At 41.9% G+C, this 565-nt stretch carries 1 protein-coding gene; it reads right to left on the bottom strand.

The genetic code is table 11. From position 1 onward, the window contains the following. A partial coding sequence (locus CXQ94_RS21790; RefSeq protein ID WP_146070423.1) for an aquaporin occupies nucleotides 1-442 on the bottom strand: 442 nt, incomplete at its 3' end. Between the last annotated feature and the right edge of the window lie 123 nt (nucleotides 443-565).

Genomic DNA, 565 nt, shown 5'->3' with positions numbered 1-565 from the left:
CGTGCCGGTTGTAGAGTGAGCTTTGGAAGGCCTTGACCAACCCAACACCACAAATGGCACCCAAGCATTGAGCCACCATATAGGCAATGGCCCTTGGTGCTGATAGTTTTCTAGCCAGCAACAACCCAAATGTCACAGCTGGGTTAATGTGTCCACCAGAAATACCAGCAGTGCAGTAAACAAGGACAAAGATCATGCCACCAAAAGCCCAAGCAATACCAAGAAGACCAACACCACCACAATCATCAACAGCATTCTGGCTTTTGTGTCCAATAACAGTTAACACAGTGATGTACAAAAACAACATTGTTGCAATAAACTCAGCTATTGCTGCCCTGTAAAATGACCATTTTCCCAACTCTGCTCCATCAAACAACGGTGATGGTGGAGGGTCTTGATAGTCTTTTGGTAACCCACTTCCTACTTCTATGTCTTTTGCCATTATTTCTCACCCCCTAAAAAAAATCAAAGTTGCTTTGAAATAATTTAGTCTTTGAGAAAAAAATGAAAGTGCTTAGTGTTAATAATAGAGAGAATGAGAAAGACTAGTTAGTGCTAGTGTGCT

This window comes from Arthrobacter sp. GMC3 (assembly GCF_002929305.1).
Classification (GTDB): Bacteria; Actinomycetota; Actinomycetes; order Actinomycetales; family Micrococcaceae; genus Specibacter.
This window is presented reverse-complemented; position numbering and strand designations above follow the sequence as displayed.